Annotated in this window: 19 protein-coding genes; 6 read left to right on the forward strand and 13 right to left on the reverse strand. The window is 61.6% G+C overall.

What is annotated here, in order from left to right; all coding sequences use genetic code 11:
* The first annotated feature begins 10 nt into the window (after window positions 1-10).
* From CKW13_RS18085 to CKW13_RS18095, 3 genes are read left to right on the forward strand one after another with little or no spacing between them, the layout of a single operon-like run.
* A complete protein-coding gene (locus CKW13_RS18085) occupies window positions 11-1,258 on the forward strand; it encodes a YcaO-like family protein (protein ID WP_095109961.1) in 1,248 nt (415 codons plus the stop codon).
* Window positions 1,251-2,168, forward strand: coding sequence for a trans-aconitate 2-methyltransferase (locus CKW13_RS18090; protein WP_095109962.1), 918 nt, complete (start codon window positions 1,251-1,253; stop codon window positions 2,166-2,168). The genes CKW13_RS18085 and CKW13_RS18090 overlap by 8 nt, the downstream gene beginning before the upstream one ends.
* Window positions 2,165-3,022 carry an alpha/beta fold hydrolase gene (locus tag CKW13_RS18095; RefSeq protein ID WP_095109963.1) on the forward strand — a complete coding sequence of 286 codons (858 nt, stop codon included), beginning with the start codon at window positions 2,165-2,167 and terminating at the stop codon, window positions 3,020-3,022. The genes CKW13_RS18090 and CKW13_RS18095 overlap by 4 nt, the downstream gene beginning before the upstream one ends.
* A 105-nt stretch (window positions 3,023-3,127) precedes the next feature.
* On the opposite strand, the gene CKW13_RS18100 is transcribed toward CKW13_RS18095, so the two are convergent.
* The 6 genes from CKW13_RS18100 to CKW13_RS18125 are packed head-to-tail and all read right to left on the reverse strand — an operon-like array spanning window position 3,128 to window position 9,058.
* Window positions 3,128-4,870: an ABC transporter substrate-binding protein gene (locus CKW13_RS18100; protein WP_095109964.1), complete on the reverse strand. Its 1,743-nt coding sequence runs from the start codon at window positions 4,868-4,870 to the stop codon at window positions 3,128-3,130.
* A gap of 39 nt (window positions 4,871-4,909) precedes the next feature.
* Complete coding sequence (locus CKW13_RS18105; RefSeq protein WP_095109965.1) at window positions 4,910-5,182, reverse strand: DUF2160 domain-containing protein; 273 nt, start codon at window positions 5,180-5,182, stop codon at window positions 4,910-4,912.
* A 10-nt stretch (window positions 5,183-5,192) separates the two neighbouring features.
* Window positions 5,193-5,993: a carbohydrate ABC transporter permease gene (locus tag CKW13_RS18110; RefSeq protein WP_095109966.1), complete on the reverse strand. Its 801-nt coding sequence runs from the start codon at window positions 5,991-5,993 to the stop codon at window positions 5,193-5,195.
* A 10-nt stretch (window positions 5,994-6,003) separates the two neighbouring features.
* Window positions 6,004-6,870 carry a carbohydrate ABC transporter permease gene (locus tag CKW13_RS18115; protein WP_095109967.1) on the reverse strand — a complete coding sequence of 289 codons (867 nt, stop codon included), beginning with the start codon at window positions 6,868-6,870 and terminating at the stop codon, window positions 6,004-6,006.
* The gene (locus CKW13_RS18120) at window positions 6,867-7,964 is read right to left on the reverse strand and encodes an ABC transporter ATP-binding protein (protein WP_095109968.1); all 1,098 of its coding nucleotides are present in this window, start codon (window positions 7,962-7,964) and stop codon (window positions 6,867-6,869) included. Before CKW13_RS18120 ends, CKW13_RS18115 begins: the two co-directional genes overlap by 4 nt.
* On the reverse strand, window positions 7,964-9,058 hold the full coding sequence (locus CKW13_RS18125; protein ID WP_095109969.1) for an ABC transporter ATP-binding protein: 1,095 nt from the start codon (window positions 9,056-9,058) through the stop codon (window positions 7,964-7,966). Before CKW13_RS18125 ends, CKW13_RS18120 begins: the two co-directional genes overlap by 1 nt.
* A gap of 263 nt (window positions 9,059-9,321) precedes the next feature.
* Here CKW13_RS18125 and CKW13_RS18130 point away from each other — a divergent pair, with 263 nt between their 5' ends.
* On the forward strand, window positions 9,322-11,139 hold the full coding sequence (locus tag CKW13_RS18130; protein WP_095109970.1) for a sigma-54-dependent Fis family transcriptional regulator: 1,818 nt from the start codon (window positions 9,322-9,324) through the stop codon (window positions 11,137-11,139).
* Between the two features lie 157 nt (window positions 11,140-11,296).
* Here CKW13_RS18130 and cysS read toward each other — a convergent pair whose 3' ends face one another.
* Both cysS and CKW13_RS18140 read right to left on the reverse strand, forming a co-directional pair.
* Window positions 11,297-12,679 carry a cysteine--tRNA ligase gene (gene cysS, locus CKW13_RS18135; protein ID WP_095109971.1) on the reverse strand — a complete coding sequence of 461 codons (1,383 nt, stop codon included), beginning with the start codon at window positions 12,677-12,679 and terminating at the stop codon, window positions 11,297-11,299.
* 15 nt (window positions 12,680-12,694) lie between these two features.
* Window positions 12,695-14,392: a glutamine--tRNA ligase/YqeY domain fusion protein gene (locus CKW13_RS18140; RefSeq protein ID WP_095109972.1), complete on the reverse strand. Its 1,698-nt coding sequence runs from the start codon at window positions 14,390-14,392 to the stop codon at window positions 12,695-12,697.
* Window positions 14,393-14,641: 249 nt separating this feature from the next.
* Between CKW13_RS18140 and CKW13_RS18145 the strand changes: the two genes are divergently transcribed.
* Complete coding sequence (locus CKW13_RS18145) at window positions 14,642-15,145, forward strand: peptidylprolyl isomerase (RefSeq protein WP_095109973.1); 504 nt, start codon at window positions 14,642-14,644, stop codon at window positions 15,143-15,145.
* Entirely contained in the window at window positions 15,142-15,882 is a 741-nt protein-coding gene (locus CKW13_RS18150; protein ID WP_095109974.1) for a UDP-2,3-diacylglucosamine diphosphatase, read from the forward strand. The genes CKW13_RS18145 and CKW13_RS18150 overlap by 4 nt, the downstream gene beginning before the upstream one ends.
* A 24-nt stretch (window positions 15,883-15,906) precedes the next feature.
* Here the strand turns inward: CKW13_RS18150 and CKW13_RS18155 are convergent, their stop codons facing one another.
* The 5 genes from CKW13_RS18155 to CKW13_RS18175 form a co-directional block, all read right to left on the reverse strand.
* On the reverse strand, window positions 15,907-16,875 hold the full coding sequence (locus CKW13_RS18155; RefSeq protein WP_095109975.1) for a fimbrial protein: 969 nt from the start codon (window positions 16,873-16,875) through the stop codon (window positions 15,907-15,909).
* Between the two features lie 123 nt (window positions 16,876-16,998).
* Window positions 16,999-17,541 carry a fimbrial protein gene (locus tag CKW13_RS18160; RefSeq protein ID WP_095109976.1) on the reverse strand — a complete coding sequence of 181 codons (543 nt, stop codon included), beginning with the start codon at window positions 17,539-17,541 and terminating at the stop codon, window positions 16,999-17,001.
* A 12-nt stretch (window positions 17,542-17,553) separates the two neighbouring features.
* Window positions 17,554-18,033 carry a fimbrial protein gene (locus CKW13_RS18165; RefSeq protein ID WP_095109977.1) on the reverse strand — a complete coding sequence of 160 codons (480 nt, stop codon included), beginning with the start codon at window positions 18,031-18,033 and terminating at the stop codon, window positions 17,554-17,556.
* A 26-nt stretch (window positions 18,034-18,059) separates the two neighbouring features.
* Window positions 18,060-18,554, reverse strand: coding sequence for a fimbrial protein (locus tag CKW13_RS18170; RefSeq protein ID WP_095110081.1), 495 nt, complete (start codon window positions 18,552-18,554; stop codon window positions 18,060-18,062).
* 10 nt (window positions 18,555-18,564) lie between these two features.
* Window positions 18,565-19,146 carry a fimbrial protein gene (locus tag CKW13_RS18175; RefSeq protein ID WP_095109978.1) on the reverse strand — a complete coding sequence of 194 codons (582 nt, stop codon included), beginning with the start codon at window positions 19,144-19,146 and terminating at the stop codon, window positions 18,565-18,567.
* Window position 19,147: the final 1 nt, after the last annotated feature.

Genomic DNA, 19,147 nt, shown 5'->3' on the forward strand with positions numbered 1-19,147 from the left:
GGATCCCACCATGGACGCCAATACCGTAACCGAACGCGAACTGAGCCTGGCGCAAGCCCATCAGCGCCTGCACCTAGAGCTCGCCACCCTGAAACTGCAGGCCAACATCCGCACCCTGGGCAACCACATCGTCTCGGTGCAGGCCACCCTCGGGCACTGCCCGCAACAACCGCAGGCCCGCGGAGGCGGCAAGGGTTTGCTCGAACACGCCCGGGTCGGCGCACTATATGAAGCCCTCGAACACTATCTAAGCGAACAGTACGACACTCTGGCCATACACTTTAAAGATGCCAGTTACTTGCGCAACAATGCACTTTTCCATGACGACAGCGTTCTAAATCCACTGATCGAAAACAATGCGCAAGGCTTCGCCTGCCGAACTTACACAAGCCCTCTGGACAACCGCCGCTTTTCCTATCCGCTCGTACTTAGTTCCAGCCTTTATGCACAAAACCCCGTGCCGGGCGACGCCACGGACTACCGCAGCCTGCGCCGCTATGGCAGCAACAGCGGCACCGCCATTGGCGCCACCCCTGATGAAGCCGTGCTGCACGCCATCAACGAGTGCATCGAACGCGACGCTGTTTCGCTGTTTTTGCTCGACCACTTCTATTACCAGAACCCTGTGCCGCTAAAACGGGTGGTGCGACCGCCCCTGACCGAACCCTGTGGCCAACGCTGGGCCCAAGTGGAAGCGGAGATCGGTGCGCCAGTGGTGCTGCTGGACATCAGCAGCGAATTCCTCGCCAAAACTTACCTGGCGTTCAGCCTCGCCCCAAGCCCGCTGCCCCGGGTGTTCGGCTCGGGCACGTCCCTGGACGGCCAACACGCCGCCTGGCGGGCGTTGAGCGAATTGACCCAGGTCCACCTCAACAGTGCGCAGGCCCAAATGCAGCAGCAACTGCGCGCCGCCCAAGGGGCGCTGCGCCGCTTTTCGCGCTTGCAGCGCTGCCTGCAATTCGACGCACCGAGCCTGCTGGCACGTGCCCGCCAGTGCGAGGTCGAACTGCCCAACGCCGCGCCACAGCCCACCCTGGCCCGGCAGATTCACCTATTGGCCGAAGACCTACACCGTCACCACCGCACGCTCGGCGTCTCAACCCTGTACCACAGCGCGTTGGGCACGACCCTGGCAAACGTGGTCATTCCCGGGCTGGAACGGTTCTATATCGTTTCCAGCGGCAACGTGGTGGTGCCGCAGGAGCGTGGCCGACGCCTGGCCCCCACCTCGGCACAAGGAATCGCCGCCCATGGCTGAACAGGCGTTGCAGCCACCGGCCCTGCCGGGGCAATGGGCCCATTTCATGGAGCCCCTGGGGCCGGGGCTCAATCAGTTCTTTATCGTCAAGGTGGGGGGCCGAGACTGGATCGGGCGCAAGGTGCTGCAAAAAAACGACAAGGGGCTCTGGAAGTCCTCCAGCATTATCGAACCCGACATGCTGTTCGGTCGGCTGGGACATCTGCATTGGAGCAACGAAGGCGTGGAGTGCAGCTTCCTGACCGCTAGCGCCACCGAAAAGCACCGGGTGTTCGCCCGCGCCCTGACCCGGGCGGGCAACGAGCTGTATTTTCCATTCCCGGTGCTCGAAACCAGCGGCCAGGAATTCACCTGCCCCGCCGATTACTGGCAATGCAACCCATCACTGGCCAGCCGTCTGGACGCGGAGGAAGAGCATTTTCGCCAGCACTGCATCCGCATCCTCAAGACCCTGACCCGCCCCGGCGCCACCCTTTACGACCCGGCCTGCTCCACGGGCACCTTCATCGCCAGCCTCGCCACCGCCCTACCCGGGCGGCGTTGCGTGGGGGCCGACTGTTCGGCCTCGATGATTAGGCACGCCAGTGCTCGCCATCGGGCGCCGGGCCTGGAGTTCCACCTGATGGACGCGACGCGGGGCGCTGTCGCCGGGCTGACCTGCGATGTGTTGATCCTGCGGTTTCTCAATGCCGAGGTGGTGACCCGCGCCACCGCCACACGCCTGCTGGTGCATTTGTGCGGTTGCCTTAACCCGGGGGCGCGAATCATCGTTTTCGGCCATACCCCGGTGCTGCCAGACATTCCGTTGATGGCCCGGCAATTGGGGTTGAACCTGGTCTCCTGCGTAGCGGCGCGCCCGGGGCGCACCGAACTGTTCCAGTTCTACCTACTGGAGGCCTTGGCCCCATGAGGCCCTCGCTAGACACGGGTTACTACGCTACGGAGGACGGCCACTGCCTGTACTGGGAACGCCACGGGCCCAGCCACGCCGCGCCGGTTTTTTTCCTCCACGGTGGGCCCGGGGGCTATTGCAGCCCGCAGCACCTTAGGTTTTTCGACCTTGAACAGTGGCAGGTAATTGTGTTCGATCAGCGCGGCTGCGGGCGCTCCCATCCCCGGGGCGAAACCCGCAACAACAGCACCGCTCACTCGGTTGCCGATATCGACGCCCTGCGCCGGCACCTGGGCCTGGCACGCATCAACCTGCTGGGGGTGTCCTGGGGCAGTTGGCTGGCGGTGCAATACCAACAGCAATTTGCCGAGCATGTGGCGCGTTGCGTGCTGGTGTCGCTGTTTGTGCCCTGTGCCGAGCACGTCGCCGAGCACGAACGGATGATGAACCAACGCCTGGGCCAGTTGCAGGCAGGATGGGATATGGCAGCGGTGCTGGCCGACCTGCGCCAGGGCAACCCACAGGTGCGGCGGCGAGCGGCGCTGCACTGGGCACAGGCGAACGCCAGCACCCTGGCTGCCAAAGCCCTGCACGCTTTTGTCGACGATCACGCCATCGACGCCATGACCCTGGAACTGCATTTCCATCAGCAGGGCTACTTCTTTGACGAAGGCCAGCCCATCAGGCTGTCCGCCGACACCCTGGCCATCCAGGGCATCCACGACCGTTGCGGCATGGCCAGCCTGCGCTGGTTGCGCCAGCACGGCCCCTTGCCTGCACGCCTGCTGCGCGCCGGGCACAACGCCCTGGCGCCCAACCTGCTGCAGGCGGTGCGCCAAGCCCTCGACGCCCCGCCGCCATTGCTGCCGTAGCAAGCAGGCGCGCCCGCGCTGGGGTGCGCAGCAGCCCTAAAAACTCAGCCCGCCGATACACCGCATGAGGAGGGCTTGGCCCTCCTGCGCGGGCAAGCTCGCTTGCTACTTGCGCGCCGCCTCCCAGGATTTGAGCAGTTCGCCATAGGCCACGGTTTCACCCTTGGGTTTTTCGTTGGCCAGTTTCGGCTTGGGCGCACCGGGTTGGTCGAACCAGTATTGCGCGTCCCGCTCGGGGTTCATTTTCGGCCCGCAGGTCGGTTGCACCTTGGAGCGCTCAAGCCGGGTCATGATCGCGTCCTGGTCCTTGGCCAGGCCATCGAGGGCTTGTTGCGGGGTTTTCTCGCCGCTGGCCGCTTCCGAAATATGGCTCCACCACAGCTGCGCCAGGCGCGGATAGTCCGGCACGTTGGTGCCGGTCGGCGTCCATTGCACCCGCGCCGGGCTGCGGTAGAACTCCACCAGCCCGCCGAGTTTCGGTGCCAGGTCGGTCATGGCCTGGGAGTTGATGTCCGACTCGCGGATCGGCGTCAAGCCGACGATAGTTTTCTTCAGCGACACGGTTTTCGAGGTCACGAACTGCGCGTACAGCCACGCCGCCAACTTCTGTTTTTCCGGGGTGGATTTGAGGAAGGTCCAGGCCCCCACGTCCTGATACCCCAGCTTCATGCCCTCCTCCCAGTACGGCCCGCGCGGCGACGGCGCCATGCGCCATTTCGGCGTGCCGTCGGCGTTCATCACCGCCAGGCCGGGCTTGGTCATGTCGGCAGTGAAGGCCGTGTACCAGAAGATCTGCTGGGCGATGTTGCCCTGGGACGGCACCGGCCCCGATTCGGAGAAGGTCATGCCCGCCGCTTCCGGTGGCGCGTAGGCCTTCATCCAGTCCACGTATTTTTGCGTGGCGTAGACCGCCGCCGGGCCGTTGGTATCGCCACCGCGGGTCACGCTCGACCCCACCGGGTGGCAGTCCTCGACGCGAATCCCCCACTCGTCGACCGGCAAGCCGTTGGGCAGGCCCTTGTCGCCGCCACCGGCCATGGAAAACCAGGCATCGGTGAAGCGCCAGCCCAGGGACGGGTCTTTCTTGCCGTAGTCCATGTGCCCGTAAACCCGCTTACCGTCGATCTCCTTGACGTCTTCGGTGAAGAACTTGGCGATGTCTTCATAGGCCGACCAGTTCACCGGCACGCCCAGCTCGTAGCCGTACTTTTCCTTGAACTTAGCCTTCAGGTCCGCCCGCTCGAACCAGTCGGCGCGGAACCAGTACAGGTTGGCGAACTGCTGGTCGGGGAGCTGGTAGACCTTGCCGTCCGGCGCGGTGGTGAAGGAAATACCGATGAAGTCCTTCAGATCAAGGGTGGGAGAGGTGTAGTCCTTGCCTTCATTGGCCATCAGGTCGGTGATGGATTGGGTCTTGCCGTAGCGAAAATGCGTACCGATCAAGTCCGAATCATTGACCCAGCCGTCATAGATGTTCTTGTCCGATTGCATCTGGGTTTGCAGCTTTTCCACCACGTCGCCTTCTTGCAACAGATCGTGGGTCAACTTGATCCCGGTGATTTCGCTGAAAGCCTTGGCCAGCACCTTGGACTCGTATTCATGGGTGGTCAGGGTTTCCGAGACGACGTTGATCTTCATCCCGCGAAACGGCTCGGCCGCCTTGATAAACCACTGCAACTCCTGCAGTTGCTGCTCCTGGCTGAGGGTGGATGGCTTGAACTCGCTGCCGATCCATTTTTTCGCCGCCTCTTCGTAGGCGTCGGCCCAGGCCGCCGCGCTCAAGGTGCACAGGGCCAGGGCGGCTGCCACTGAAATGCTATGTCGCAGCTTGTTGTTTTTGTCGAACATAGAGACCTCCGGTTTGGGTTTCAGGGCGTGCTCGCCGAACTAGCCCCATCGCATCACAGCCAACAGCCACACCAGGGACAGCGCACACGCGCCCCAGATGCTCCAGTCGGTGACGCCAATGACCAGCAAATGCAGGTAGGCGCTGCCGAGAAGACCGATAAACAGGCGATCACCACGGGTGGTGCTGATCGGCAAAAAACCACGCCGGGGCACGCTGGGCGAGCGCAACTCCCAGGTGGTCATGGCCGCCAGCACCAGGGCAATGGCGGTGAAAAACAGCGCGGTGGGGGTGGTCCAGGCCATCCATTGCATCATCGTTTCCTCACACCCGGCCCAGGGCAAAGCCCTTGGCCACATGGTTGCGGACAAACCAGATCACCAGCATGCCCGGCAAAATCGTCAGCACCCCGGCCGCCGCCAGCACGCCCCAGTCGATGCCCGAGGCGGACACGGTGCGGGTCATAACCGCCGCGATAGGCTTGGCGTTGACCGAGGTCAGGGTGCGCGCCAGCAGCAGTTCGACCCAAGAAAACATGAAGCAAAAAAACGCCGTCACGCCGATGCCGGAGCCAATCAGCGGGATGAAAATTTTCACGAAGAACCGGGGAAAGCTATAGCCGTCGATGTAGGCCGTTTCGTCGATTTCCTTGGGCACCCCCGACATGAAGCCTTCGAGGATCCACACCGCCAACGGCACGTTGAACAGGCAATGGGCCAGGGCCACGGCAATATGGGTATCGAATAGGCCAATGGAGGAGTACAGCTGGAAAAACGGCAGCAAAAACACCGCCGGCGGTGCCATGCGGTTAGTCAGCAGCCAGAAGAACAAGTGCTTGTCCCCCAGAAAGCGATAGCGCGAGAAGGCGTAGGCCGCCGGCAGTGCCACCCCCAGGGAGATCACCGTGTTAAGGCTTACGTAGTACAGCGAGTTGAGGTAGCCGGTGTACCAACTGGGGTCGGTGAAGATGACCTTGTAGTTGGCCAGGGTGAAGTCCTGGGGAAACAGGGTCAGGCCGCCGAGGATTTCGGTGTTGCTCTTGAAGGACATGTTCAGCAGCCAGTAGATCGGCACCAGCAGGAACAGGATGTAGAGCAGCAACGGCAGGGCTTTTTTCAATGGCATGGCAGGGGCCTCAACGCTGGCTGTCAGCGTGGGTCATGGCGGTGTAGAACAGCCACGACACCAGCAGGATTATCAGGAAGTACACCAGGGAAAACGCCGCCGCCGGGCCCAGGTCGAACTGGCCGACGGCCATCTGGGTCAGGGTCTGGCTGAGGAAGGTGGTGGCATTGCCCGGCCCGCCACCGGTCAGCACGAACGGTTCGGTGTAGATCATGAAACTGTCCATGAAGCGCAGCATCACCGCGATCAACAGCACGCTTTTCATCTTCGGCAACTGGATGTGGCGAAACACCGCCCAGGCCGACGCCCGGTCGATACGCGCAGCCTGGTAGTACACGTCCGGAATGGCCCGCAACCCCGAATAACACAGCAGGGCCACCAGGGACGTCCAGTGCCACACGTCCATCACCAGCACCGTGACCCAGGCGTCCAGGGTGTTGGCCGCGTAGTTGTAGTCGATACCCAGGGCATTGAGGCTCGACCCCATCAGGCCGATGTCGGCGCGGCCGAATATCTGCCAGATAGTGCCCACCACGTTCCACGGAATCAGCAGCGGAATCGCCAACACGATCAGCACCAGCGACGACCAACGGCCCTTGGCCGGCATGGTCAGGGCGATGCCGATGCCCAGGGGGATTTCGATCAGCAACACACAGGCCGAATAGATGAACTGACGCAACAGCGAGTCGTGCAGGCGCGGGTCCAGCAGCACCTGGCGATACCAGTCGGCGCCGACAAAATAGCGGCTGGACTGGTCGAAAATGTCCTGCACCGAGTAGTTGACCACCGTCATCATCGGGATCACCGCACTGAACGCCACCAGCAGGAACACCGGCAACACCAGCCACCAGGCCTTGTTGTTCTGCACCTTGCTCATGGCTGCACCTGCAGCAGGTAGTCGTCGGCATAGACCATCAGCCACTGCGCCGGAAAACTGATGGACGCCCGCCCCTCGGGCAACGGCTTGTCCTCGGCCAGGCGTACTTTGAGCACCGCGCCGTCCAGGTCAAGGGTGAGCACTTTGTAGGTGCCCAGGTCTTCGACATGCAGGACTCCGGCCTGCAAGGCGTCGTCGCAAGGCTCATCCCACAGGTGAATGAATTCCGGGCGGATGCCGACTTTCAGGGTTTTGTAGGCGGTTTCGCCAATACGCCGCTGTAATGCCTCGGGCAGCGCCAGATGGGTGCCGGCGAACCCCACGCCACCGGGCTCGGCCCGCACCTCAATCAGATTCATCCCAGGGCTGCCGATGAAATAGCCGACAAAGGTATGGCTAGGGCGCTCGAACAGTTGCCGCGGCGTACCGAACTGCACGATCTGCCCGCCATACATCACGGCGATCTTGTCGGCGAAGGTGGACGCTTCCAACTGGTCGTGGGTGACGTAGACCATGGTGATGTTGAACTGCTCGTGGATCTGCTTGAGCTTGCGCCGCAGCTTCCATTTCAGGTGCGGGTCGATCACCGTCAGTGGCTCGTCGAACAGGATCGCCGACACGTCGTCGCGCACCAGGCCACGGCCCATGGAGACTTTCTGCTTTTCATCGGCGCTGAGGTTGCGTGCCTTCCTGCCCAGCAACGGCGTGAGGTCAAGCACCTCGGCGATCTCCTGCACCTTAGTGCGCACCTGCGCCTCGGCCATGCCCTGGTTGCGCAGGGGGAAGGCCAGGTTGTCGAACACGGTCATGGTGTCGTACACCACCGGAAACTGGAAAACCTGGGCGATGTTGCGCCGCTCGGGGGTCAACTCATTGACGATGCGCCCGTCGAACAACACCTGGCCCTCGGAGGGGCTGAGCAACCCGGAAATGATGTTGAGCAAGGTGGACTTGCCGCACCCCGAAGGCCCCAGCAGCGCGTAGGCGCCGCCTTGCTCCCAGGTATGGTTCATTTCCCGTATCGCGTAGTCCTCAGGCCCATTGGGCGTAGGGCTGTAGCTGTGAGCCAGGTGCTGCAAGCAGATCTGAGCCATCAGGCGACCCTCGCGATACGCCGCCCTGGCGCCTGGAGCAAGCGCCCCTGGGCATCGAAGACGAAGAGCTTGTGGGTGGGGATGTAGATGCGGATCGGCGCATCGACGTCGTACTCGTGCACGCCGGGCAGGTGCAGCACCAGCAGGAAATGCTCGTTGCGCACGTGCAGGAAGGTTTCCGAGCCGCTGATTTCCGCCACTTCCACGGTGACCGCCAGCTCCAGGTCGTCATCGTTGCCAGGCAGCAGCGAGATATGGCTGGGGCGCACGCCAAAGCGGAACTCACCCTCGCCCACCGGGCGCAAGTCGAGGTTAAGGGGGAAATGCACGAAGTTGGCGAAACTCACCTCATTGCCCGCGATACGCCCCGGTATCAGGTTGATCGGCGGCTCGGAAAACAGTTCGGCAGCCAGCACCGTGCGTGGCTGGTGATAGACCTCGGCGGTCGGGCCGCTCTGGACCACCCGGCCCTCGTGCAAAATCGTGGTCGTGCCGCCCAGGGCCAGGGCCTCGTTGGGCTCGGTGGTGGCGTAGATGGCAATGGTATGGCGCGCCTGGAACAACTCGCGCATCTCCTGGCGCAGTTCTTCGCGCAACTTGTAGTCGAGGTTGACCAGGGGTTCGTCGAACAGGATCAACCCAGCGTCCTTGACCAGGGCCCGAGCCATCGCCGTGCGCTGCTGCTGGCCACCGGAAAGCTCCAGTGGATAGCGCGGCAAGAACTTCTCGATACGCAGCATGCGTGCCGCTTGCAGGACTTTTTCCTCGATCACCGCCACCGCTACGCCGGCCTGGCGCAGGGGCGAGGCGATGTTCTCGAACACCGTCAGGGTCGGGTAGTTGATGAACTGCTGGTAAACCATCGACACATTGCGCCGGCGCACCGGTTGGCCGGTGACGTCGATGTCGTTCATCAGCACCCGGCCGCTGTCGGGCCGGTCCAGGCCGGCCATCAAGCGCATCAGGCTGGTCTTGCCGGACAAGGTACGGCCCAGCAGCACGTTGAAGGAACCGGGTTCAAACCGCAGCGAACAATCGTCGATCCATACCTGGCCTTCGACAGTGCGGCAGACGTGCTCCAGGGTCAGTGACATGGCTGGGCCTTTTATGCTTGCAGTTAAGCGACCGCAGCCACACAGCGACATTCATGCCAGAAATCGCAAGCCATTGATCCTGCGAGTTTTTCCCGCAACCCAAGGACCACCGCTGTTCGAGGCTGAACACAAATGAACAGTGGCCACTGAACACTTGAACAGTGCGCGGTTTGACAATGAACAATCCTGAACAACACTCCATGGACGCTTTTGCACGCTTGGCGCCCTAACAACAATAAGAACGTCACTCAGAGGCTGTTCCCATGGCCGCACCGGCTCCACCCCTGCCCCACGACGCCATCGTGCGCGATTCCTGGTCGCGCTGCCGGGCCTTCGGCCTCAGCCATCAGAGCGCACCGTGCTTTGAGCCGCCAGCAGAGCCGGCCCTCGCCCAACTATTGGAAAGCCACCAACCCCTGGTCCACATCACCCGCCAGGAGGTGCTGCCTTATTACGAAAACATCCTGAGTAACTCCAACTGCCTGATGATGCTGGCCGACCGCCAGGGCCAAGTACTCACGGCATGGGGCACCCAGCGTTTTATCCAGCCGGCCCTGGCCCGAGGCTTCCAGGCCGGGGCCAGTTGGCGCGAATGCAGTACCGGCACCAACGCCATTGGCACCGCGCTGGCCTGCGGCCAAGCGGTGCATATCGAGCACGATGAACACTTTCTCAAGGCCAATCGCTTCATGACCGGCTCGGCGGCGCCGATTTTCGACGCCGCCCGCCAGGTGATTGGCGTATTGGACGTGTCCAGCGACAGCTACCTGCCGCCCTCCCACACCCTGGGCATGGTGCGGATGATGAGCCAGAGCGTGGAAAACCGCCTGATCCTCGACCTGTTCCACGACGAACACTGGCAGCTGACCTTTAACACCGGCCCCAACAACCTTGACAGCCAATGGGCCGGGTTGCTGGTGTTCGACGAGGACGGCCGGGTGTTGGCAGCCAACCGCCGCGCCGACAACCTGTTGGGCGTGAACCTGGCCCAAGGCCAAGTCGATTACCTGTTCAACGTCGCCCTGGCCGAGTTACGCAACCACGGCGATGGCCTGCCCTTCGCCCTGCACGCCGCCGGCCGCAGCCGCTTCCAGTGCCTGCTCAAACGCCCGCGGCCCAAGCCCGCGCCCCGCCAATCCGCGCCGGCCGCCGCGCACCTGGGCCTGGACAGCCTGCACGGCGGCGACCCGCGCATGGAAAAAGCCGTGCGCCAGGCCGAACGCCTAATTGAAAAAGACATTCCCCTGCTGATCCATGGCGAGACAGGCGTGGGCAAGGAAGTCTTCGTCAAGGCCCTGCACCAGGCCGGCTCACGTCGGGCAAAACCGCTGATCGCCGTGAACTGCGCGGCGATCCCCGCCGAACTGGTGGAATCGGAACTGTTTGGCTATGAGAAAGGCGCATTCACCGGCGCCCACCACAAGGGCAGCATCGGCCTGATCCGCCAAGCGGACAAAGGCACCTTGTTTCTCGATGAAGTCGGCGATATGCCGCTAGCCACCCAGGCGCGGCTGCTGCGGGTGTTGCAGGAGCGCTGCGTGCAACCGGTGGGCTGTAGCCAGTTGTACCCGGTCGATATTCGCATCCTGTCGGCCACCAACCACCCATTGCGCGAGCAGGTACAGCAGGGCCGCTTTCGCGAAGACCTGTACTACCGCATCGGCGGCCTGACCCTGCAACTGCCGCCGCTGCGCGAGCGCACCGACAAACAGGTGCTGTTCACACGTCTGTGGGAACAGCACCGCGAACCCCATCAGTGGGCCGGCCTGAGCCCCGAAGTGCTGGAACTGTTCGAGCGCCACCCCTGGCCCGGCAACCTGCGCCAGGCCAGCAGCGTGATCCAGGTGGCCCTGGCCATGGCCCAACACCAGCCGATCCGGGTGGAGCATCTGCCAGACGAGTTCTTGCTCGACCTGCACATGGCGCCACACGACACCCCGCCATTGCGGCCGATCGACCTCAACGACCCTCAAGCCCTGGCCCGCGAACTGCAAGCCACGGGCGGCAATATCTCCCACCTCGCCCGACGCCTGGGGGTCAGCCGCAACACGCTGTACAAGCGGTTGCGCCAGATGCGTTAGCGGTTTTGGCCCATAAACAGGTTATCGGGAGGTCGGCTTGAAAATGGTCATCGCGGGCGAGCCCCCGATGGCAGAAGCCACCACACCCCAAAACCCGAGCCTTCAAACCAAAAAAAACCCGCACAAGGCGGGTTTTTGTTGGCGGCGGGGCTGGCGATCAGTCCGCCAGGCGCCAGGTCGTGCCGCCCTTGCCGTCTTCCAGCACCACGCCCAGGGCGGTGAGCTGGTCGCGGATGCGGTCGGATTCGGCCCAGTCCTTGTTGGCGCGGGCGTTCAGGCGCGCCTGGATCAGCGCGTCAACCTGCGCTGCGTCCACCCGGCCTTCGGCACCGGCCTGAAGGAAGTCGTCGGCTTCAAGCTGCAACACCCCCAGCACGCTGGCCAGTTCCTTCAGGCGTGCGGCCAAGCCAGCCGCGGCGTCCAGGTCGCTCTCGCGCAGGCGGTTGATCTCGCGCACCATCTCAAACAGCACGGCGCAGGCTTCCGGGGTGCCGAAGTCGTCGTTCATCACCTGGGTGAAACGCTCGACAAACCCTTCGCCACCGGCCGGCGCCACGTTCGGCAGGCCTTTCAACGCATGGTAGAACCGCTCCAGGGCGCCCTTGGCGTCCTTGAGGTTGTCTTCGGAGTAGTTGATAGCGCTGCGGTAGTGGCTCGACACCAGCAGGTAGCGCACCACTTCCGGGTGGTACTTAGCCAGCACGTCGCGAATGGTGAAGAAGTTGTTCAAGGACTTGGACATCTTCTCGCCATTGATGCGGATCATGCCGCAGTGCATCCAGGCATTGGCGTAGGTCTTGCCGGTGGCGGCTTCGCTCTGGGCGATTTCGTTCTCGTGGTGCGGGAACTCCAGGTCGCTACCGCCGCCATGGATGTCGAAGGTCTCGCCCAGGCAGCAGGTGGACATCACCGAGCATTCGATGTGCCAGCCCGGCCGCCCGGCGCCCCACGGCGACTCCCAGCTCGGCTCGCCGGGCTTGGTGGCTTTCCACAGGACGAAATCCAGCGGGTCCTGCTTCGACTCGTCGACCTCGATCCGCGCGCCGATGCGCAGGTCTTCGATCTTCTTGCGCGACAGCTTGCCGTAGCCCATGAACTTGGCGACGCGGTAGTACACGTCGCCATTACCGGGGGCGTAGGCGTAACCCTTGTCGATCAGGGCCTGGATCATCGCGTGCATGCCCGGGATGTGGTCCGTGGCCCGCGGTTCCATGTCGGGCTTGAGGATGTTGAGGCGGGCCTCGTCCTCGTGCATGGCGGCGATCATGCGCTCGGTGAGCGCGTCGAACGACTCGCCGTTTTCGTTGGCGCGGTTGATGATCTTGTCGTCGATGTCGGTGATGTTGCGCACGTACGTCAGGTCATAGCCGCTGAAACGCAACCAGCGGGTCACCAGGTCGAAGGCGACCATGCTGCGGCCATGGCCGATGTGGCAGTAGTCGTACACGGTCATGCCGCACACGTACATGCGCACCTTGTTGCCATCGAGCGGCTTGAAGGCTTCTTTGCTCTTGGTGAGCGTGTTGTAGATCGTTAGCACGTTAGCTTCCTTGAATCACTGACCCCAGGAGTCACGCAGGGTCACGGTACGGTTGAATACCGGGTGACCGGGTTTCGAGTCCTTGATATCCGCGCAGAAGTAGCCTTCGCGCTCGAACTGGAAACGGTCTTCCGGCTGTGCATTGCCAAGCGATGGCTCGGCACGACAACCGGTGAGGACCTGCAGGGAGTCAGGGTTGATGTTGTTCAGGAAGCTTTCGCCGTCTTCGGCCTTCTCCGGGTTGGCGGAGCGGAACAGACGGTCATACAGGCGCACTTCGCACTCGACGCTGGCGGCGGCCGGCACCCAGTGCACCACGCCTTTCACCTTGCGCCCTTCGGGGTTTTTACCCAGGGTTTCGGGATCGTAGGAGCAACGCAGTTCGACGATGTTGCCCTCGGCGTCCTTGATCGCTTCGTCGGCGCGAATCACGTAGCTGCCGCGCAGGCGCACTTCACCGGCCGGTTCCAGGCGCTTGTAGCCCTTTGGCGGTTCTTCCATGAAGTCGTCGCGGTCGATGTAGATCTCGCGGGCAAACGGCAGTACGCGCACGCCCATGTCTTCTTTGGGGTGGCACGCCAGTTCGAGGTTCTCGACCTGACCTTCTGGGTAGTTGGTGATGACCACTTTCAGCGGGCGTAGCACGCACATGGCGCGCGGGGCGCTGTGGTCGAGGTCGTCACGGATGCTGAATTCCAGCATGCCGAAATCGACGATGCCATCGGAACGGTTGGTGCCGATCATTTCGCAGAAATTGCGGATCGACTTGGGCGTGTAGCCACGGCGGCGGAAACCCGAAAGCGTGGACATGCGCGGGTCATCCCAACCGTGGACGTGCTGCTCGTCCACCAACTGCTTGAGCTTGCGCTTGCTGGTGATGGTGTAGTTCAGGTTCAGGCGGCTGAATTCGTACTGGCGCGGGTGCGCGGGCACCGGCAGCTTGTCCAGGAACCACTCGTACAGTGGGCGGTGGCTTTCGAATTCCAGGGTGCAGATCGAGTGGGTGATGCCTTCGATGGCGTCCGACTGACCGTGGGTGAAGTCGTAGTTGGGGTAGATGCACCAGGTGTCGCCGGTCTGGTGGTGGTGGGCGTGGCGGATGCGGTACATGATCGGGTCGCGCAGGTTCATGTTCGGCGAGGCCATGTCGATCTTGGCCCGCAGCACCCGGGCGCCGTCCGGGAACTCACCGGCGCGCATGCGGGCGAACCAGTCCAGGTTCTCTTCTACCGAACGCTCGCGGAACGGGCTGTTCTTGCCCGGCTCGGTGAGGTTGCCGCGGTACTCCTTGGCTTGCTCGGGGGTCAGGTCGCAGACATAGGCGTTGCCGGACTTGATGAGCTCCACCGCCCAGTCGTGCAGTTGCTCGAAATACTGCGAGGCGTAGCGCACTTCGCCGGACCACTCAAAGCCCAGCCACTTGATGTCGCTCTGGATGGCGTCGATGTATTCCTGGTCTTCCTTGGCTGGGTTGGTGTCGTCAAAACGCAGGTGCGTGACGCCACCGAACTCTTGGGCCACGCCGAAGTTCACACAGATCGACTTGGCATGGCCGATGTGCAGGTAGCCGTTGGGCTCCGGCGGAAAGCGGGTGACGATCTGAGTGTGCTTGCCCGAGTCCAGGTCCGCCTGGATGATCGGGCGCAGGAAGTTGACCGGCACGGCTGGGCCGGTCTTGGCATTCGAGGTCGGGTCGACAGTGGGCTTGCTCATAGGATCCTTGGGCGTACAGGTGCTTGGCCTTCATGGGGCCGGACAAAACAAAGCGGCTATCATAGCCGATGCTGTCAAGCCGCTGACAGAGAAGCCCGGTAAAACAGCCGCGTTTAATGCATCTGTTTTGAAAAACCCCCTCGAAATCCACGCCGGCCACGCTAAACTGCGCAGCCTGCGCCGCTGGCGGCTAAACCGGTTGGGGGCCCGCGCCCCGAAACCCATGCATTCATTGAACGAGTAGCGAACATGACCCAAGTCAAACTGACCACCAACCACGGCGACATCGTGCTGGAGCTGAACGCCGAGAAAGCCCCGATCACCGTGGCCAACTTCATCGAATACGTAAACGCCGGCCACTACGAAAACACCGTATTCCACCGCGTCATCGGTAACTTCATGATCCAGGGCGGCGGTTTCGAGCCCGGCATGAAAGAAAAGAAAGACAAGCGCCCAAGCATCCAGAACGAAGCCGACAACGGTCTTTCCAACGACAAGTACACCGTCGCCATGGCCCGCACCATGGAGCCGCATTCGGCCTCCGCGCAGTTCTTCATCAACGTCGCCGACAACAGTTTCCTCAACCACAGCGGCAAGAATGTGCAGGGTTGGGGTTATGCCGTGTTCGCCAAAGTGATCGAAGGCACTGACGTGGTCGACAAGATCAAGGGCGTGGCTACCACCATGAAATCCGGCCACCAGGACGTACCGGCCGAAGACGTAGTGATCGAGAAAGCCGAGATCATTGAGTGATATTGCTGATTTCAGATTTGCATCTGGAAGAGGAGCGCCCGGACATTACCCGGGCGTTTCTGGATTTGCTCGGCGGGCGTGCCCGCTCGGCCCAGGCGTTGTACATTCTGGGCGACTTTTTTGAAGCCTGGATCGGCGACGACGCCATGACGCCGTTCCAGCGTTCCATCTGCCAGGCGCTGCGGGACTTGAGCGACCATGGCACCCAGATTTTTCTGATGCACGGCAACCGCGATTTCCTGCTGGGCCAAGCGTTCTGCAAGGCCGCTGGCGCCACCTTGCTCAAGGACCCCAGCGTCGTGCAACTCAATGGCGAACCGGTGCTACTGATGCACGGCGACAGCCTGTGTACCCGCGATATCGGCTATATGAAGCTGCGCCGCTACCTGCGCCACCCCATTACCCTGTTTATCCTGCGTCACCTGCCCCTGGGCGCCCGCCACAGGCTGGCGCGTAAACTGCGCAGTGAAAGCCGTGCGCAAACCCGCATGAAAGCCAACGACATCGTTGATGTCACCCCTGAAGAAGTGCCGCGCATCATGCAGCACTACGGGGTCAAGACCCTGGTTCACGGCCACACGCACCGCCCCGCCATCCACAAGTTGCAACTGGGCGAACACGCCGCCAAGCGCATCGTACTGGGAGACTGGGACAAGCAAGGCTGGGCATTGCAGGTGGATGAGCAAGGGTTCCAACTGGCAGCCTTCGATTTCGTCAAACCGCAGCCCGGCGCCTGACACTTGCGCTTGCACAGGCGAGCATCATGGCACCCCCATTATCAGTACACCGCTGCCGCTGATGGCCCCGGCGGCCGGTAGGGAGCCCGCTCGCCTAACGAGCGTGAATGTCACATCGTCGCCCCCGCTGCTGTTGGTAATCTGAGTCAGGAACGAACCGTTCACCCGAACCGCCGACCCGCCACGAACCATTGCCGTGCCCACATCCGCATTGCTCATGCTCAACAGGCGGTCATTGAACGCTGTGGGGGTTCCTTTATACGTAATGGTGATCGGCGAGGTAATCCCGGGCTGCGGGCAGGCGTAGGTAAGTCTGCGGCTGCTGCTAATGGGACTGCTCAGTGGATCGGTGCCGATTGCCCTCTGGTGGACGTCGCCGAAGTTGATCTCGATCGGGTTGTTATTGTTGATGGTGCAAGTTGAGGGTGAGACGGTGAAGTTGTTGTTGGCAATGTACCTGACCGCAAGACTCACCGAACGGTTATCTTCATTGTTGGTCTGGGTCATACGTAACAAGCCGAGGTTGTCCCCTACTCTAATGTCGATAGGATTGCTCGGATTGTTACGCATCAAAATGTAAGGCGTAACATTGATGGGATAAGCAATTGCATTGTCAGGCATCGAAATCACCCTAATGCCAATAGGAACAGGGCTGTTTTGGAACGTTCCGTTTACTCGTAATCCAGTGCCCTCTAGAGCGAATTTGGGGCCAGGTTCCCAAGGGGTCCCGGCATTGCTGCCAGTTGCCCAATAGTCTACCCCCCAAGATGGAGTCTGGGGACCGATCGTGTAGCGACACTCGAGCCGCGCCCCTTCGAGCAAGATATACGGCTGGGCCGTATCCAATCGGACATTTACGGGAACCTCAAGATTTATATTCCCGGTGATTAACGTGGTCCAGGGTCCGCCATTCACACGGCAATCAACGGCTCTCGCGATCGGCGTAACACATATCAGGACGAGAAGCACAATGGCTGTATTTAGTCGTTTCATGTTGATCTCTCGTTGCTCTTCTATCCGAACACCTCCCAGCGAACATCAGCCCGCACGTTAAAGCCGCCCAGAAGAGAGTTGAGGTTTGTCTTAGGCTGTTTGTCTATGTATGACGGTTCACAGCTACGGATAATCCAGCGTAAACGTGGAAGTCACCCTGTAAGCGCCAGGCCCGATGGTCTCGTCCCTAATCGCCTGCGGCTCACCCTGCACATAGGCTTTTAGCTCGATCACGTTGTTACCGTTGGTCAAAACCTGTTTGTCGCTGACTCTGTTGATGGGCAGTGGCTTATCACTCAGCGTTTCCAGCCCCAGCCCGATACCTGAGGCGCCACTGCCACCATCAAGCGCGAACAAGCCAGGCAGCTCGCGGTTTTCGACCCCACCGAACATGACGGTGACCGTATCGCCAATGGTGGTATCGCAATCCTCCAGGTGCAGCTTGAACCCTTTACCCTCCGAACGCGTGTTGATGTAAAGGTGCTTGCTGGTGAGGTCCCAAAGCTGCAGGGTGATGGCTTCATCGCCCGGGCGGATCGTGCAGGCCTGGGCAACCAGATTTCCTTTGAGCCGCAGGTTGTCCACTGCATGCACCATGGGGGCCAAGCCTGCGGTGAGCAGCAACGCCAACAGGCCACGGCCCCAATGAATGTTTTCACGTCCCATAAATCTCGGCTCCTATTGGTATTCGGCCAACAATGTGGCCACCGCCGTGAACGGTGCTGGCGTCAGAACCGAACCGGGCCGTTTGACGGGTACAACTTCCAATGTGGGCGGTGACGACAGGGTGATATTCAGTGGCGTGTTGAGTGAGAACGGCACGTTGTTCTGAAACAGCCGAATGCCCAATTCAGGCACGCTGCTCTGCACCGCCGATGGGTCAAACGTGGTTGCCGTGCCGTTGACACTCAACTTGAGTAACCACGGCAGTGTGTCGGTGCCACATTGGATGGTGTAACCCACGCCCCTGCGGTATTGCACCCCGTCGACACGCTTGATCCCGACATCGCCAAAATCGACTTCAATCGTGCTGCCCGAGTCAATCGTGCACGGCGGAGGCGCGTTCAGTGTTCCGCTGAATGTCAGGTTGGCCGACGCACCACTGCAAAGGCCGATTGAACACAAGGCGAGTAATGCTCGCTGCGGCCAACTTGTCATGGATCGTTCCTCTTTATCAGTGCTCTTCATTGGTACTCGACCACGAGGGTGGCAGCCGCATCGAAAGTTCCGCCCCTCAACTGGCTGCCTGCACGTTTAACCGGCACTGCTTGCACCACCGGAAAGTTGGGATGGGTAAATTTCACCGCCGTATTGAGCGGCCAATCGGCACCGTTGACGAACAGCTTTACGCCAAGATCCGTATTGCGGGTCAGGAGCACCTTGCTATCAAACGAAGCTCCCGTGCCTTTGAGTTCCAGCGTCATCGCGTTGCTGAAGGGGGAGTCGCACGTGACCGTATAAGGCACGTTTCGACGGTAATTGACGCCGTCGATCCGTGACGTCAGCAGGTCGTTGCCAAACGGTATGTTCAGCGTGCCGCCACTGTTAATGACACAGGGCGGAGGTGCAATGATGACTGCGCGGATGTTCAGGTTGGCATCGGCTTGCGCACCCGAACTGACAACCCACAGTAGGCCCGCGCCGATAAACATGGCCCGCGAGCCGGTTAACCTGGTCATTGTTCTGCCCTCACTCATAATTGAGCCTGAAATCCACCACAGCCCGAAATGCCCCGCTGGTCAGTGGCGCAGAGGTTCGCGTGGGCTGGACATTCCAGGTTTGCATGCTGTCGCCGGTGGGTATGAACAGAGGCTCCCCTCTGGCGCCCAACGGCACATCGCGCCCCAGAGCGTCGGTCAAACGCAGCCCCATTCCAGTTACACCCTGCACCTTGACCAATCGCGGGTCATCGGCATCGGCAGGCGCGACAAACGTCACCGAGAGCACCGGTTGATGGGCGCTCCAGACCAGGTTTCCCGTACGCTCGTTAACGATACGGCCCGCGGTTCGCTGACAATCATCGAAGCGCAGTTGAAAAGCCACGGAGTCGGCCTGATCGCCCGCCCGTTGCAACCGACCGGCAGATATGGCGCCCAGGTCGACCGTTTGATACTGGGAGGCCATCTCCACACTGCAAGGGGTTTCATACATGGAGCCCTTCACATTGAGCATCCCGACTGCGCCTTCGACATCCTCTTCATCCGCGGCGTATACCTGCCCCACCAAGGCCACCCATAGGCAGCCCAAAACCTTCACTGTATGCAACTTCATG

Origin of the sequence: Pseudomonas sp. Irchel 3E20 (assembly GCF_900187645.1) — a bacterium.
GTDB lineage: Bacteria > Pseudomonadota > Gammaproteobacteria > Pseudomonadales > Pseudomonadaceae > Aquipseudomonas.